10 protein-coding genes are annotated in these 13,983 nt (G+C 65.2%); 3 read left to right on the forward strand and 7 right to left on the reverse strand.

Features of this window, described 5'->3' with window-relative positions; genetic code table 11:
• Nucleotides 1–88: 88 nt before the first annotated feature.
• Nucleotides 89–865, reverse strand: coding sequence for an SDR family NAD(P)-dependent oxidoreductase (locus AC3WN8_RS17385; protein WP_492670724.1), 777 nt, complete (start codon nt 863–865; stop codon nt 89–91).
• A complete protein-coding gene (locus AC3WN8_RS17390) occupies nt 862–1,356 on the reverse strand; it encodes a nuclear transport factor 2 family protein (RefSeq protein ID WP_492670725.1) in 495 nt (164 codons plus the stop codon). Before AC3WN8_RS17390 ends, AC3WN8_RS17385 begins: the two co-directional genes overlap by 4 nt.
• Before the next feature lie 215 nt (nt 1,357–1,571).
• Between AC3WN8_RS17390 and AC3WN8_RS17395 the strand changes: the two genes are divergently transcribed.
• The 3 genes from AC3WN8_RS17395 to AC3WN8_RS17405 are packed head-to-tail and all read left to right on the forward strand — an operon-like array spanning nt 1,572 to nt 5,705.
• Nucleotides 1,572–3,620 carry a TonB-dependent receptor gene (locus AC3WN8_RS17395; RefSeq protein ID WP_492670726.1) on the forward strand — a complete coding sequence of 683 codons (2,049 nt, stop codon included), beginning with the start codon at nt 1,572–1,574 and terminating at the stop codon, nt 3,618–3,620.
• Between the two features lie 25 nt (nt 3,621–3,645).
• A complete protein-coding gene (locus AC3WN8_RS17400) occupies nt 3,646–4,683 on the forward strand; it encodes an alpha/beta hydrolase (protein WP_492670727.1) in 1,038 nt (345 codons plus the stop codon).
• A gap of 2 nt (nt 4,684–4,685) precedes the next feature.
• The gene (locus AC3WN8_RS17405; RefSeq protein ID WP_492670728.1) at nt 4,686–5,705 is read left to right on the forward strand and encodes an alpha/beta hydrolase; all 1,020 of its coding nucleotides are present in this window, start codon (nt 4,686–4,688) and stop codon (nt 5,703–5,705) included.
• Between the two features lie 99 nt (nt 5,706–5,804).
• Here AC3WN8_RS17405 and AC3WN8_RS17410 read toward each other — a convergent pair whose 3' ends face one another.
• The 5 genes from AC3WN8_RS17410 to AC3WN8_RS17430 all read right to left on the reverse strand — a co-directional run bounded on the left by AC3WN8_RS17410 (nt 5,805) and on the right by AC3WN8_RS17430 (nt 13,726).
• The gene (locus AC3WN8_RS17410; RefSeq protein ID WP_492670729.1) at nt 5,805–7,211 is read right to left on the reverse strand and encodes an amidohydrolase family protein; all 1,407 of its coding nucleotides are present in this window, start codon (nt 7,209–7,211) and stop codon (nt 5,805–5,807) included.
• Between the two features lie 9 nt (nt 7,212–7,220).
• A complete protein-coding gene (locus tag AC3WN8_RS17415) occupies nt 7,221–9,614 on the reverse strand; it encodes a S9 family peptidase (RefSeq protein WP_492670730.1) in 2,394 nt (797 codons plus the stop codon).
• A gap of 63 nt (nt 9,615–9,677) precedes the next feature.
• Entirely contained in the window at nt 9,678–12,167 is a 2,490-nt protein-coding gene (locus AC3WN8_RS17420) for a TonB-dependent receptor (protein ID WP_492670731.1), read from the reverse strand.
• Between the two features lie 93 nt (nt 12,168–12,260).
• The gene (locus AC3WN8_RS17425) at nt 12,261–13,211 is read right to left on the reverse strand and encodes a FecR family protein (RefSeq protein ID WP_492670732.1); all 951 of its coding nucleotides are present in this window, start codon (nt 13,209–13,211) and stop codon (nt 12,261–12,263) included.
• Nucleotides 13,208–13,726 carry an RNA polymerase sigma factor gene (locus AC3WN8_RS17430; protein WP_492670733.1) on the reverse strand — a complete coding sequence of 173 codons (519 nt, stop codon included), beginning with the start codon at nt 13,724–13,726 and terminating at the stop codon, nt 13,208–13,210. Before AC3WN8_RS17430 ends, AC3WN8_RS17425 begins: the two co-directional genes overlap by 4 nt.
• Nucleotides 13,727–13,983 lie beyond the last annotated feature (257 nt).

The following is a 13,983-nucleotide window of genomic DNA, read 5'->3' on the forward strand; positions in this document are numbered from 1 at the left end:
ATGCCCGACCCCGCCCCGGTCACCAGCGCGACCTTGCCCTTTACGCGATGCCCCATCGATATCTGCCCTGCGACCTGAACCATCGGCTTCATCCGCACTGGCCGCGCGAAACGGCGGAGATCGTCGCGCCGCCGTCGACGACCATCATCTGCCCGGTCATGCCGCGCGACGCGTCCGAAGCCAGGAAAAGCGCGGCCGACGCGATATCGGCCGGATCGATGAGCCCGAGCAGGTGGCGATCCATCCAGCTCGACCGGATCTTGCCGTCGGCGGCATATTGCGCGACGCGCCGGGTGCCGGTGGCGCCGGGCGCGATCGCGTTGACCCGGATATTGTCGGCGGCCAGCGACACCGCCATCGAACGCGTCAGCGCGGCGACCGCCCCCTTGGCGGCGGTATAGGCATCATAGCCGGGATGGCCCGCCAGCGCCGCGGTCGAACTGGTATTGACGATGGCGCCGCCGCCGCCGCGGCGGAGGGCGCCGATGCCATGCCGGCAGACCAGCCAGGTGCCGAGCACATTCACTTCATAGGCCGACCGGAAAACCTCCAGCGGGGTTTCCGATACCGGGCCGTCGCCGGCCGAGGATCCGCCGGCATTGTTGTAGAGAATATCGATGCGGCCGAAATGCGCGGCGGATTCGGCGATCGAGCGTGCGACGCTGTCGTCGCTGCGCACATCGGTTTCCACGAACAGGCAGCGATGGCCCGCGCCGCGCAGATCATCGGCCAATACCGCGCCGCCCGCGGCATCGACATCGGCGATCACCACCGCGGCGCCCTGTGCCGCGAAGCCGCGGCACGCCGCCTCTCCGATGCCGGCCGAGCCCCCCGTGATATAGGCGACCTTGTCCCGAAGCATCATGGGCGCGGCCGTTCGTAGAATCCCGGCGAACGCTCCAGATGCAGCCGCGTCAGCTTGCGAAAGGAGATCAGCCAGCGGCCTTCCACGTTCCGGTAGGTCTCGTGATAATGGCCGTAGCCGTGCATGGTTTCCTGGCGTGCGCCGTCGGTCCACCACAGCCGGTCCTCCATGGCCCAGATGCCGCTCGCCTCGGTGTCCGACAGGAATCTGATCTCCGGCATATGGCCGTGATGGCAGGTGGTGAGCGGGACCGGCCCCTCGATGAATTCGCGGATGCGGGCGATCATCTGGGGAATGCCGACATAATCATAGACGGGGGCCGTCCCGTCACCCTGGGCCGAGGACGGATGGTCCCCATAGGTCTGCCCGCGGACATCGTCGGTATGGCAGGCGGCGTATAAATCCCAATCCTTGAGATCCAGGGCGCGAAGCCGTGCGGCGAAGACGCCGTGTATCTCCATGATGTCCGCCAATCGGGATGGGTGTGTCATCTATCTCGGCCCTCTCCTGAAACCGCGACGATGATTGTCGCGACCCGACGCCCCCTGACATCCTCAAACGGGGAGGCCGGTCGTTATTTTAAAGTCGCAGGGTGCCGCACCCTTTCATCCATAAATGGGGATTCTGGCGGACGGCCTGCCCGCATAGGCTCGGGGCAAGGTGTCCGGTCAGACCGGGCCGCAGAAAATGATAAGGGAGAGCGGAAATGAGATCGAGCCTGTTCATAGCCTGTGCCGCATTGATCGGCACGATGCCCGCAGCCGGCCGCGCCGCTTCCGCCCCGTCCGACGGCGATACGCCCGAGGTGGAGGAGATCATCGTCACGGCGCAGAAGCGCGCGGAAAAGGCGCAGGACGTGCCCATTCCGATGAACGTGCTGGGCGCAGCCGCGCTGGAACGCATCGGGTTCACCGACATAACCGATCTCGTCAAGGAAGTGCCGGCGCTCCAGCTGCAACCCTTCAACTATTCCAGCAGCGTGGTGGACCTGCGCATTCGCGGCGTCGGATCGCTCAACACGATCTCGGTCAGCAACGATCCCGCCGTCGGCCTTTATATCGACGACGTCTATGTCGCGCGATCCGCGGGCATCGTCATGGACATGGCCGATGTCGAGCGGATCGAGGTGCTGCGCGGACCGCAGGGCACGCTGTACGGCCGCAACACCATCGGCGGCGCGGTCAAGTTCGTGTCCGCGAAGCCGACCGGCACATTCGGCGTGACCGGCAGCTTCGACTTCGGCAATTTCGGCCATGCGCGCGGCCTGATCAACGTCAACCTGCCCAAATTCGCGGAATTCTCGCTGAAGCTGAGCTATCTGCGCTCCACCTTCGACGGCTGGGTGAGAAATCCCGGCACGGGCCGGAACTTCGGCCGGCGCGACCGCGAAGGATTCAGGGCGGCGCTACGCTGGACGCCCGATCCGGACATGACGGTGGATTATGTGTTCGATCGCGGAACGCAGGACGGCACCGCGAATTTCTTCCAGGCCGGATTTCCCCGCAAGCGGATATCGCCGCCGATCTCGACGGCGATGCAGGACGATTTCACGGCCAGCGGACATGCGCTCACCGTCGATTGGCGCGCGGGAAGCAACGTCTCGCTCAAATCGATCACCGCCTTTCGGAAGATCGATACCGATTCCGTCACCGATACGGCGGGGGCGTTCTTCTCGCTGCCGATCGTCGGCTATACCGCCATCCACCAGACGCAGTTCAGCCAGGAATTCCTGCTGACCGGCGACGCGCCGGAAGCGTCGGTGCGGTACACGGTGGGTGCGCTCTTCTTCAAGGAAAGCGGCAAGACGCGGTTCGGCATCGCGACGGGTTCTCCCACCCCCTTCTTCTTCCTCGATCCCGGCCGGGCACGCAACGTCGCGGCGGGGCTGTATGCCAACGTCACCTGGACGCCGCCCTTGCTCGACGGGCGGCTGGACGTCACCGTCGGCGCGCGCGCATCCTATGACGAGCGCCAGGCCGCCGGCGGCGTGACCGCGTTCAGCCGCGCCGCGATGCATTCGAGCAGCTTCGATCCGTCACTGACGCTCGACTATCGCTGGAGCGACGATATCCACAGCTATCTGAAGGTGTCGCGCGGCTATCGCACCGGCGGCTTCTCATTGTTCGACGAAGACCTGCGCGCCTTCGCCCCGGAGCATATCGTCAGCTATGAAGCCGGCCTGAAATCGACGCTGCTGAACAAGCGCCTGTTGTTCAATATCAACGCATTCCACAATGATTACAGCGATATCCAGATATCGGATATCGTGCAGACCCCGAACTGCCCCTTTGGCTGCGCATCGACCGTGAACGGCGGCAGCGCCGATTTCGACGGCTTCGAGAGCGAAGTCGAGATCCGTCCGGTCGCGGGGCTGCGCCTGCAGGGCAACATCGCCTATCTCCATACCAAGGGGAACGTCATCTTCCTCAACGCGCCCAGATGGAGCTACAATGCCGGCGGAGAATATAGCGTCCCGCTGGCGTCGGTCGGCAGATTGTCGGCCCTGATCAACTATGCCTATTCCAGCGCGCAGGTCAGCTCGACGACCGGGGCGATCGCGTTCCTGAACGACAGGCGGGGATTGCTGAACGCCCGATTGAGCCTGTCGGATCTCGACATTGGCGGCGTCAGGACGAGCGTCGCGCTCTGGGCCAACAATATCACGAACAAGGAATATACGGTCTATTCCAACAGCGGCGCGCTGATCTTCGGCGAGCCCAGGACATATGGCCTCACCTTGCGCGTGGTCCATTGAGATGACGATCGGGAGGGCGGCCGACATGATCGATGAAGACGGGACGGTCCGGGTTCGGCCGATGTCGATACCGCTGCCCGACTGCCTGAGCGCCGCGGCGAAGGCGCAATGGATCCGGGCGGTCTTCAATCCGCCACCGCTCGATCCGGGGCTGCCCATCGCCGAGCAAAGGGCGGTCATGGACCGGCTTTTCTATGCGCCGCGGCTTCAGGCCGCGAAAGCGCTCTATCCGACGCGGACCACAACGGCGGACATGGGCGGGGTCAGGGTCGATATCGTCGAGCCGGACGGCGACATGCCCGGCGGCCGGGACGATCGGGTGCTGATCTGCCTGCATGGCGGCGGCTTTCACATCGGGGCGGGCATGGGCGCGCTGCTCGAAGCGATCCCGGTCGCGGGCAAAAGCGGGATCAAGGTGATCGCCGTCGATTATCGAATGGGCCCCGAGCACGAATTCCCCGCGGCGAGCGAGGATGTCGCCGCGGTGTACCGGGAATTGCTGACCTCGTACGAACCCGGCCGGATCGGCATTTACGGCAATTCGGCCGGCGGCGTCCTCACCGCCATGGCGACCGCGTGGTTCGCGAAGCAAGGCCTCCCCACCCCCGGCGCGCTCTGCATCATCTCGTCGCCGGCCGACAATATCTGGGGCGGCGATTCCAGATACAGCATCCTGCCGCTGGTAGGGTGGCCGCCGCCGCCGGCGCATCCCAACCCGCCCTTGACGGGCATGCCCTATGTCCGGACGGAGGATCTTCACGACCCGCTCGTCTCGCCCGCGCTTTTCCCCGACATATTGGGCGGCTTTCCCCCGACATTGTTCATTTGCGGGACGCGGGACGGCGCGGTCAGCTCTGCGATCAATTCGCATAGCCGCTTCGTCGCCGCCGGGGTCGATGCCGATCTCCAGCTTTGGGAAGGGATGGGGCACGGCTTCGTTTTCGACGATGTGCGGGTCCCCGAGGCGATCGAGGCCCTCGACCTGATGATCCGCCATTTCGACCAAACCCTGCGGGCCGGCGCGGAGAGCGCCCCGAGCCCGGCAGCCGGCGCACTGGACTGACCATGACCAATGATCCTCAAGCCGGAACCTTGCCGGCCGCGTCATGGGTGGACGCGGAAGGAACCGCCCATATCCAGCCCTTCGAACTGCCCGTGTCCAGCTATTGGAGCGATGAGGCCAGGCACGCCTTCATCGCCCGATATCGCGATCCGCCCCAATGGATCGGCGACGACATTCTCTCGACGCGGCAAAAGGCGAACGAACGCCTCTACGCGCCGCACCTAGCCCGCCATCGCAAACGCTATTCATATGATGTCGGCGAAGAGAATATCGGCGGCGTCGGCGCGGCGGTGGTCACGCCCCTGGCCGGCGTGGCGGCGCACAATGCCGACCGCATTCTCATCAATCTGCATGGCGGCGGTTTCGAGATCGGCGCCGGACTCGGCGGCCTGGTCGAGGCGATTCCCATTGCCGTCACCGGGGGCATCAAAGTGGTGACCGTCGATTATCGGCAAGGGCCCGAGCATCGCTTTCCGGCCGCCAGCGAAGACGTCGCGGCAATCTATCGGGCGCTTCTGAAACGCTATCGTCCCGAAAATATCGGCATTTTCGGATGCTCGGCGGGCGGGATGCTCGCGGCGATGGCCGTCGCCTGGTTTCTCGACCAGGGCCTGCCGAGGCCGGGCGCGATCGGCATATTCTCGGCAATGGCCGCCACCCGATGGTCGGGGGATTCGCGATTCTGGGGCCTGGCGCTGACCGGTGAAGCGCCTGCGCCGGAGAATACCGACCGCTGGTCCAGCTATCTGGCGGAGGCGAGGATCGAAGATCCGCTGGTCTCGCCGCATTTCTCCCCGGCGGTGCTGGCGCAGTTTCCGCCGACGCTGATCGTCGGGGGCACGCGCGACTTCGCATTCTCCGCGGGCGTCGAGAGCCATCGGCGCCTCAGTCGCGCCGGCGTGACCGCAAGGCTGCATATGTGGGAAGGGATGTGGCACGCATTCTTCTACAATTCCGATCTGCCCGAATCCCGGCAAGTCTATCGGGTGGTGGCGGACTTCTTCGCGAAGGAATTGGGCTAGAGCGGGATGCGCTTAGGTTGAAGCGCATCCCGCTCTATTGAGTATTTGTCTTCCGCATTTTGCGAGCCGTCAGGTGAGTCCACCTGACTTCAAAATGCTCTAGTTCCTGCTGGAAAAGGGCGGCTTGTCCTCGATGCGCGGCAGCAGGACCGCACGGCCGTCGCGGACGACGACGCGCCCGCCGACGATGACGAGATCCACTTTCTTCAGATCCTCAAGATCCTGGTCCGGCTTGCCGTCGACGACGATCAGGTCGGCGAGCTTGCCCGGTTGCAAGGTGCCGAGGCGATCGTCCATTCCCAATATTTCCGCACTGGTCCGGGTGGCGGCGACCAGGGCTTCGGGCGCGGAATAGCCGAGGCGACGGAAGTTGCGCAGTTCCTGGACATAGGCTTCGGGCAGATGGCGGTGCCAGTCGACGACCAGGTCGGTCCCGACGCCAAGCTTCACGCCGGCAGATTTCAGCTTCGCGCCCATCGCGAACATGGTCGCGTCCGAGATCGTGAAGCGGCGCGAGGTCGAGCCGTAATAGCCGCCCATCGCGTTGATATATTGATAGGGGACGAAGGTCGGGACCGACGCGATCCCCTTTTTCGCCATCAGCTTCACCGTCTCATCGCTGCGCGGCAGCGGATGCTCGACGCTGTCGACGCCCGCCTTCACCGCCATCGCCGTGTAGATCGATTCCGAATCCACCGTGACGCGCAACCCGAGCTTGTGCGCCTCGTCGACGGCGGCATCGACTTCGTCCTGGCTGAAATGGCTGGCGAGCTTGATCAGGTCGGCGCCGCGCTTGAAATTGGTGCGCACCGCCTTGCGCCAATCCTCCGGGCCCGTCGCCTCGCGCACGGCCGCGTCGGAATATTCCGGGGCCGTCCGACTTCCATAGCCCTCAGTGCCATGGCCGCCCTCGCCGACGATCAACTGGCCGGCGGCGAAGATGCGCGGGCCGGGAATGTTTCCGGCCGCGACCTCCTCCTTGAGCAGGAACGGCGCCATGCCGTGGGACGCGACGTCGCGCACGCTGGTGATCCCGCTTTCGGCGAAATAGCGCAGCCGCTCCGCCCCGCGCAGCGCGGCGCCCGCCTGGCTTTCGTCCGACACGGGGGCGGGAAGACCGAAGGAATGGACATAGGTCAGGTGGGTGTGAAGGTCGATCAGGCCGGGCATGATGGTGCGCCCGCGCGCGTCGATCACCTCGGCCCCCGCCGGGGGTTCGGCCGGCGCGCCGATCCGGACGATGCGCTCGCCCTCAATGACGATATCGACGGTGCGGACGGCGGCGCCGGTGCCGTCGAACAGCCGGGCGTTGTGGATCACGATCATACCCTTGGGCGCGTTCGTGCCGGGTGCGACCGGCACGCGGCGCAGATCGTTGCTGGTCGCGGTGTTCGCGTCGAACAGGCCGGTCCGATCGTTCGGCCTGGAGGGCTCCTGCGCGCCGGCGGAAGCCGCCATGGCGACGATCAGTGCCAGGGCCGCGGCTCGGATGATGGGTTTCGTCATCGCTTCAGCTCACTTTTCCGCCGTCGGCATGGCATATTCCCTGGGTGGGGTCGCACCCATCAGATGCTCGACCATGTAATCCCAGGTGATACGGGTCGCGTACGGCCCCCAGGCATGGCCGAGATTGGGAATGATGCGCATGTCGAAATCCTTGTTCGCCTTGATGAGGGCATCGACCACCTGCATCGTCAGCGCCGGCGACACGTTGGAATCCATGTCGCCGTGCATCAGCAGCAGCTTGCCCTTCAGATTCTTCGCGATGGCGGCATTCGAGGTCGCGGCGTAATTCTGGCCGTCATCGGGGCCGTTATAGATCTCACCCCACATATAGACGTAGCCGCGCTGGTCGTGATTGCCGGCCTGGGCGACGCCGACCTTGTAGAAGTCCGGAAAGGCGAACATCGCACGCGCGGTCGCATTGCCGCCGCCCGAAATGCCGTAAATGCCGACCCGGTCGAGATCCATCCAGGGACGCGAACCGCCCAGTTCCTTGATCGCCGAGACATGATCCTCGAGAAAGCCGCCATTGGCGAGCTTGCCATAGGACAGATCGAGGAACGCCTTGTCGCGTCCCGGCGTACCGCGCCCGTCCACCAGTATGACGATGAAACCCAATTCGGCCATCGACTGGGAGAAACTATGGTCGAACACCGCGTCCATGAAGCCGTTGGGCGTGCGGCGCGCCTGGGGCCCGGGATAGATCTGGTCGATCACCGGATAGCGCCGCGACGGATCGAAATTGCTCGGGCGCAGGATCACGCCGTAGAGCGTCGTCTGCCCGTCCGCTGCCTTGGCGGTGAAACGCTCGGGCGGCGTGAAACCGCCGGCTTTCAGCGGCGACGCATCGGCGCGTTCGAGCACCGTCACCAGCTTTCCGTCCGCGCGGCGCAGGACGCTGACGGGCGGCGTCTCCACCGTCGAATAGCTGTCGACGAAATATCGGCCGCTGGGCGAAAAACCGGTGGTCGTGCCCGGCGGGGACATCGGGTCCGGATTGAAGTCTTGTGCGAAGCCGTCGGTGAAGCCGACGCCGTGATCGCCGGTTTCGGGCGTCAGCCGGACCATGTCGCCGGTATCGAGACTGAGCCGATAGAGGTTGGTCAGATACGGGTCTTCGCCGTCCTCGCGGCCATTGGCGCGCACATATGCCTGCTTCGTTCCCTCGTCGAGACGGACGATGCCCTTGATCTGTCCCGGCCCCTGCCCGAGCACGCGCTTCAACGCGCCGCCGGCGTCGTAGAGATAGAGCCGGCCATGGCCGTCGCGCTCGGAGAACCAGACGATATCGCCATTGCCCAGGATCTGGACCATCGGCCGCATCGCGGTTCCCGCCGCTTCGATGAAGGTCTTGGCATCTTCCGAAACGAGCGTCCGCGCCGTGCCTGTGGCCGGATCGACGCGATAGAGCGTCATGGTCTTGACGTAGCGGCTGCGGGTAAGAAGCCCGATCGATGTGCCGTCCTGCGACCACCAGGCTTCGCCGGCCTCCACCGGCGTCATCAGCCCGAACGGGATCGGCGGCACGTCCACCTTGACGCCCTTGCGGCTGGCGATGTCGAAAACCCAGGGCTCGGAGGCCGGAATGTCGGCGTCCATCGGTTGTGGCATTCGCCAGGCATGAAGCTTCGGCCGTACGGCGCCATCCTGCGGCGCGGATTGCAGCAGACCCATCAGGCCCGTTTTCCGGTCGTCGATCCGCTGCGTGAGGATATGCGAGGAATCCGGCGACCAGAGCAGCGCCGGCGGATATGGTTTTCCGGCCTGCTTCATCGCCGTCGCCCCGAAATTGGCGCCGGGCTGAACGCCCCAGCCGAAATCGGGCACGCCATCGGTGGTGAGCGCGAAATCCTCGCCACCTTGCGCCGACCTGATCCGGATATTGTCGTCCTTCACATAGGCCAGCCATTTGCCGTCGGGAGACGCGATCTCGGTCACGACCGGCTTCGGCGCATCGCTGCCGCGACAGGCGACCGGCGCCCCGGAACACGACCAGAGCTTGCCATCGACGATGGCTTCGACCGCACCCTTGTCGCCATAGCGGAAAAGCCTGAACGGCAACTTGTCGGCCTCGACCGTCCGACCGAGAGCCCTGGAAAGGCCGGCGGCGATAGCGGCATGGTCGAACGCGGGTGTTCGCGCACCGCCCTTTGCAGGGTCGACGATCACGAACACCGCCCGGTCCGGCGCCGTCTGGCGGCGATACCAGAAACGATCGCCGCCCGGCAGCCAGTGCGGCTCCACCGCCGCGTTGAGCACCTGCCGCTCGCTATTCTGGGCGAGAAAGCGCGCGGCGCGGTCATAATCGGCCTTGGTGAGAACCGGCGATGCGGTCTCGGCCTGAAGGGGCATGGCGGCCGCCGTGGCGAGCAAGGCCGGCAGCAGGCGGATGGTGAATTTCAGCATGATGTCCCCCCTTGGCGACCGACACGGCCGCCGCGTTCAGGCCGCGGCCGGCCGCATGGTGTTCTAGAATTTGGCTTCCAGCGAAAGGCCGATGGTGCGGGGCTGCAGCACCGTCCAATCGTCCTGACCGGGAAGCGCGTTTGGCGTGACATAGGCGCGCTTGTCGGTCGCGTTCCGCACGAAGAGGCGCGCGCCCCAGCGATCGTTGGAGATGCCGGCCTGGAGATCCACCGCCACATAATCGGCAAGCTCGAAATAATCGGAGCCGGCGGGGAAACCGGATTTGCGATTCCCCACATAACGAATGCCGCCGCCGGCTTCGCCGTTCCAGCCGCCGCCCACATCGAACTGGTGATCCAGCGTGATCGCGCCGCTCCATTTCGGCGCGTAGGAGAGCTGGTCGCCCGGCAATCCGCCCAGCGACGGAATCGGATCGATCAGTTCGGCATCGGTATAGGCGGTGTTGAAGCCGATGCGGAGCGCACGCGCCGGCGTGAAGGACGCATTGAACTCCACGCCCTGGCTGCGCGCCTTGCCGCCATTGGCGAGATAGCTGACGCCGCTGCTCGAGATGCCGAATGCCTGGATGTCGGTCCAGTCCACCCGGAAAAGCGCGACGTCGACCATCGCGCGGCGATCGAGGAATTCGGACTTGAGACCGAGTTCGTAATTGGTGATCCGGTCCGAATTCACCTGGGGCGGGATGCCCGGCAGCGGCGAATTGGGCCCGCCGGGGCGATAGCCGCTGGCGACGCGCGCATAGACCATCGTGTCGTCATTGATGTGCCAGCGCGGCGCGACGGAATAGGTGAAGACATCTTCCTTGGACTTGGAGATCGTCGTCCCGTCTATCCCGAAAAAGACGTAGACGGGGCCGCCCGCGGTGAGCGTGAAATCCTGCTTGTTCCTAGCGAAACGGCCACCCAGGCTGATGTCGAAGGCGTCGCTGAATTTATAGGTCGCATTCGCGAAGACCGCCATTTCCCGATATTCGGTCGGTATGTCGGCGAAGGCGAACGGATTGAACGCACCGGCGACCGGCACCTGGTTGAGGTCCAGCGCGGTATCCTCCTGAAGCATCAGCGAGTCTTCGTCAGTGTAGAAAGCACCGATCAGCCATTCCAGCCGCTGGCCGGTGGGCGAGGACAGCCGGAATTCCTGCGTGAATTTCTTGACGTCGGTGCTGAGCCGGTTGCGATCCAGCCCCTCGGGAATGATCGCGCCGTTGGTGTAGCCGGGCAGCGCGGCACTCACGATCGGAAAATACGAACCATAATAAGCGGTGGAGTCCGACGCCTTGCGGATCTTCGTCCTGGAATAGCTGCTCGCCGAGACGAGATCCGCCCAGCCGAGATCCCAGTTCAGCGTGCCGGTATAATAGCGAAGCTTGGATTTGAACGGCTGGTCCAGCACGTGCTTGCTCGTCAGCCCGCCATAGATCGGCGTGCGCGTGCCGGGAACCAGCGAAACCGTGGCGCTGCCATCCGCGTCGATATCCTGCACCAGCGCCGACAGGCGGACGCTGAGCCGGTCGCTCGGCTGCCACAACACGGCAATGCGGCCGCCGGTCTGACGGACGCCATTCTCGTCCTTCTCACCGGTCTGGCCGTTGTCGATGAATCCCGGAGTCATCTGGTTGTAGAGGCTGACGCGCGCTGCCAGCTTTCCCGCGACGATCGGCAGATTGACCGATCCCTTGACGCCCCATCCCAGATCGCTGGCACCCTTGATGGTCAGCGCCTCCACCCCGGCCCGTCCGGAAAAGCGGTTGAGATCGGGCGCCTTGGTGACATATTTGATCAGCCCGCCCATGGTGTTGGCGCCATAGAGCGTGCCCTGCGGTCCCCTGAGCACTTCGATCCGGTCGACATCATAGGGCAGCAGGTCGAGCGCATAATTGGGCGCACTCACCCAGCCCGCGCTGGAGCCCAAAGGGGAATCGTCGACATAGGTACCGACCATCGTCGTCGATGTGATGGGCGGGAGACCGCGCAGGGTGATCCGTGCCTGACCCGGCGTACCACCGCTGTCGACCACCAAGCCCGGCACATAAGCGGAATAGTCCGCCAACTGCGTCGCGCCCGAGCGCTCGAGGCGCTGCCCGCCGATCACGCTGATCGAAGCGGGAACGTCCTGGATATTCTCGACCTTCTTTTGCGCGGTCACGACGATTTCGTCATTGACCCCGGCATCGCGATTTCCGTCGGCCGTCTCGGGCTCCTGTGAAGCCGGCGCGGTCGCGCCGGCGGCCCTCTGCGACGGAATGACGGTATAGGATTGAGAGCCGGTCGCCCGTGCGATCAGCCCGGTGCCCTGCAGCAACTGGCCGAGCGCCCGATCGACGGTCATCTGGCCGCGCACCGCATTGGTGCGTTTCCCGCGCGCGTCCTTTCGCGCGACGCCGATCTGCACGTCGGCCTGGCGGCCGAGCTGCGCGATGCCGCTATTGGCCGCCTGCGCGGGAATGTCGAAAGTCTTGACCTGCGCCGCAGCCGGTGCCGCCGTGCAGATGATCGCCGATGCCGCGAACAGAGTGTGCCTGCTGAATGCCATGTTCAATCCCCCCAGATCCTGTGCGGGATTTCCCCGCCTCGATCTCAAGAGCCGGACGCGGCGCACATCCTAGGCTACCCTCTCAAAAAAATCTCATCCGCGCGGCCGACCGATGCGGATCATATCCGGGTTCGACATGTCGACCGGCACCTGCAGGCTGGTCGCGATCATCTCCGCGAAACCTGCCGGATCGTCGGTGCGGAACACGCCGTCAAATTGTTCGCTTGCCAGCGTCGGATCGGCGAGCAGCAGCTTACGCCGATTGTAGCGGTTGAACTCGGCCACGGCTTCGCCGAGCGGCTGGCCGATCAGGTCGATCTTGCCGCTGCGCCAGGCAAGCGTACGATCGACCGAGGACGCCTCGACCGGTGCGCGTTCGACCGCGGCATTGTCGGCGATGAAGGCACGGTCGCCGGCGGCAAGCCGGATCGCCTGACCGTCCGCGCCGTCCGTCCAGGCCTGGACAACGCCTTCGGTCACCAGCACATCGGCGCCGCCCTCACGCCGGCGGACCGAAAAGGCGGTGCCGACCGCGCGGACGCGGATACGGCCGGCTTCGACCAGGAAGGGTCGTGCAGGCTCCTTCGCGACCTGGAACCAGGCTTCACCTTTGTCCAGGGTCACGCGGCGGAGCGACTTGGAGAAATCGACCTCGACCGCGCTTGCCGTGTTGATGGCGGCGGTGGATCCGTCGGCAAGCGGCACCCGCCTGATTTCACCGACATCAGTGCGATAGGTCTTGCGGGGCAGCCACAGGGCGAGTCCACCGGCAAGCGACGCAGCGATGGCGAACCCGCCACCGCCGAGCAGGCGGCGGCGGTTGAAGCGCGGCGCTTCTTCCGGTTCGCGGGCGATCGCGGCGTCCTCCGGCCGCAGCATCGCCCAGGCGGCCTGGGCCTGGAGGAAGGCGCCGTCATGGCGCGGATCCTCGGCAAGCCAGGCGTCGAGCTCCGCCGCCAGCGCCTCGTTCCATTGATCGCCGTCCATCCGCGCCAGCCACAGCGCGGCCTGATCCTCGATCTGCGCGGCGCTCACCCTTTTCATGCGCGCCTTCCCTTTCCTGTCGTCGCGGCGTCCGGTCCAGCGCCCGCTTCGCCTTCGTTCCGCATCATCCGCATCACCGTCTTCACGCCATTATGGACATGCCATTCCACCATGCCCACGCTGATCCCCAGGACTTGCGCGATTTCACGCTGCGGCCGCCCCTCCAGCCGCCGCATCTCCACCACCCTGCGGCAGGGATCGGGAAGCCGGCCGATCAAGGCCCGCACGCGATCATAATCGCGGCGGCCGGCCACTTCGCGCTCGGGCGACGGGCGGTCGTCGTCGAAGGACTCGATCTCGGCAATCGTCGCGATCGGGACCACGGCCGCGCGCCGCAGCTTGCGGGCGAGCAGGTTGCGCGCGGTCGAGAAGAAATAGGCGTCGGGCCGATCGATATGATCGACGCTGTCGAGCGCCGCCAGGCTGCAATAGGATTCCTGGATCAGATCGTCGACATCGTGCCCGGCAACGCGCGCGCGGATCAGCCAGGCGCGAACGCGCGCTTCATGCGGCATGACATGATCCGCCACCCACATGGAGATGCTGAGCCTGCGCTCGCTATCCGCTCGTCCGACGATCGCCACCTTCTCCCTGCCTATAGTCTAGAGTCGATCCGGTTCGGATTGAACCGGATCGACTCAGAACTTCCCTTGTTTGCCGCGATTTCCGAGTCGGCGGGTGATTCCCCCCGCCTCGAAATCGCTCAAAACGGCCTTCCGGTCCCACCCAAGAGACATGGGCGGCACCAATCCCAGGCCAGAGGAAAAACTTA

Source organism: Sphingobium sp. FW305-3-2-15-F-TSA7, assembly GCF_058787155.1.

Excerpts from the sequence above, each read along its gene's own strand:
- AC3WN8_RS17425 (WP_492670732.1), bottom strand. The coding sequence starts at position 13,211 with ATGAAAAGGGTGAGCGCCGCGCAGATCGAGGATCAGGCCGCGCTGTGG.
- AC3WN8_RS17410 (WP_492670729.1), bottom strand. The coding sequence starts at position 7,211 with ATGACGAAACCCATCATCCGAGCCGCGGCCCTGGCACTGATCGTCGCC.
- AC3WN8_RS17415 (WP_492670730.1), bottom strand. The coding sequence starts at position 9,614 with ATGCTGAAATTCACCATCCGCCTGCTGCCGGCCTTGCTCGCCACGGCG.
- AC3WN8_RS17395 (WP_492670726.1), top strand. The coding sequence starts at position 1,572 with ATGAGATCGAGCCTGTTCATAGCCTGTGCCGCATTGATCGGCACGATG.
- AC3WN8_RS17390 (WP_492670725.1), bottom strand. The coding sequence starts at position 1,356 with ATGACACACCCATCCCGATTGGCGGACATCATGGAGATACACGGCGTC.
- AC3WN8_RS17420 (WP_492670731.1), bottom strand. The coding sequence starts at position 12,167 with ATGGCATTCAGCAGGCACACTCTGTTCGCGGCATCGGCGATCATCTGC.
- AC3WN8_RS17405 (WP_492670728.1), top strand. The coding sequence starts at position 4,686 with ATGACCAATGATCCTCAAGCCGGAACCTTGCCGGCCGCGTCATGGGTG.
- AC3WN8_RS17385 (WP_492670724.1), bottom strand. The coding sequence starts at position 865 with ATGATGCTTCGGGACAAGGTCGCCTATATCACGGGGGGCTCGGCCGGC.
- AC3WN8_RS17430 (WP_492670733.1), bottom strand. The coding sequence starts at position 13,726 with ATGCCGCATGAAGCGCGCGTTCGCGCCTGGCTGATCCGCGCGCGCGTT.
- AC3WN8_RS17400 (WP_492670727.1), top strand. The coding sequence starts at position 3,646 with ATGATCGATGAAGACGGGACGGTCCGGGTTCGGCCGATGTCGATACCG.